The sequence below is a fragment of the Okeania sp. SIO2B9 genome (assembly GCF_010672505.1).
Classification (GTDB): Bacteria; Cyanobacteriota; Cyanobacteriia; order Cyanobacteriales; family Microcoleaceae; genus Okeania; species Okeania hirsuta.
In genome coordinates this window covers 1-1,676 of record NZ_JAAHGK010001495.1, presented here as the reverse complement: position 1 = coordinate 1,676, position 1,676 = coordinate 1, and the positions used below count along the sequence as shown (strand labels likewise).

1 pseudogene is annotated in these 1,676 nt (G+C 32.2%); it reads right to left on the bottom strand.

Annotation, left to right across the window (positions count from 1 at the left end):
- Positions 1-84: 84 nt before the first annotated feature.
- Positions 85-1,629, bottom strand: a pseudogene (gene dnaG, locus F6K13_RS32000) (DNA primase); the annotation flags it as partial.
- Positions 1,630-1,676 lie beyond the last annotated feature (47 nt).

The window sequence follows — 1,676 nt, the reverse complement described above, 5'->3', positions numbered from 1 at the left end:
ATACAAGAACAGATTTTCTGCATAAATTATCTACTAAAATAATTAGTGAAAACCAAACAATTGTTTTAGAGGATTTGAACGACAATGTAAATAAATACGCAGTAATAAATATTCTGCTTCTTCTAATAAACCACGCTCTCGAGGTGGAGATAAAACTTTTTGTGAAGTATTATTTTTCCCTTTAGTAGAATTTCTACTATTTTGTCGATAATATTTTAACTGTTTTGCTACTAGCAATGGTACTGATAACAACTCATCCTCGCCTAAGAGCTTTTTCCAATGAGTAACAACTTGGTTCAACAAATTTTCAGTAAGTAATGAAACTCTACGAGAATCTCCTTGACTCAAAATATCTGCACAATATTGAAGATAATAAGTAAGCTGATTATCGTTAGTTATTTTCGTTAAAATTTTAATTATTTGTTGAGTTGCTTGACCATACTCATCTGCCAAACTCAAATTTTTATTTGCTGCAATATTTTGAATTTGCCAGTCAATCCATAGTGGAGAATTAACTAATAATTCCTGATACCTTTCAGAAGAATAATTTTGCAAATATTCATCAGCATCTTTCCCATCAGGAATATTCAATATTCGTAGTTGAACTTCCCCTTTATAAGCAAGATTTTCTATTTCTACAATTGCCCGGTTAGTAGCTTGAATACCTGCTCGGTCAGCATCAAAATTTAAGATAATTTGTTTAGACTCTGTATAACGTAAAAGTTGTTTAATTTGAATAGAACTTAATGCCGTACCTAGAGAAGCAACAACATTATTAATTCCCGCAGCATGGAGAGCAATTGCATCAAAATATCCTTCCACAACCACAGCTTTATCCAGTTTTGAAATAGCAGTTTTTGCCTTATCCAAACAAAATAAAGTTTTACCCTTATCAAATAATTCAGTTTCAGGAGAATTCAAATATTTAGGTTGTTCATCACTCAAAGTTCTCCCACCAAAACCAATAACTCTACCTTGCGCATCATTAATAGGAATCATCAAGCGATCGCGAAATCTATCGTAATAACTATTACCTGATTTTCTAGGTAAAATTAATCCTGCTTTCTCCACTAACTCTACAGGAAAACCTTTTTGTTCCACCAAATAACCATAAATAGTTTCCCAACCATTAGGAGCATAACCCAGTTGAAATTTTTGAATAGTTTCTTCTGTAATTTGACGTGAAAATTTTAAGTACTCTAAAGCAATTTTTCCCTGTGATTGTCTCAAAGCGTGTTGATAAAAACTATTAGCCATTGCCAAGATTTCATAAAGTTGTTCCCGCAGAGAAATTTGACGTTGAAACTCTTGTCTATTTTCTGGTGATTCCGTTTTAATTTGTATTTGATAACGTCTGGCTAAATCTAACACTACATCACTAAAAGAAGACTTACCAACTTCCATCAGAAATTTCAAAGCATTACCACCTGCACCACAGCCAAAACAGTAGTACATTTGTTTGCTGGTACTAACAGTAAAGCTAGGAGTTTTTTCTTCATGGAAAGGGCATAATCCTACATAATCTTTACCTCGCTTTTTTAAGACAATATGCTCTGAGATAACATCATAAATGTCAGCTCTTTCCTTCACTTCTGTAATAGTATCTTGATGAAAACGAAAATTATTCATAAATTCATTAAATAATTGATTGTCAATGATTTTGAGGATTTTTTATC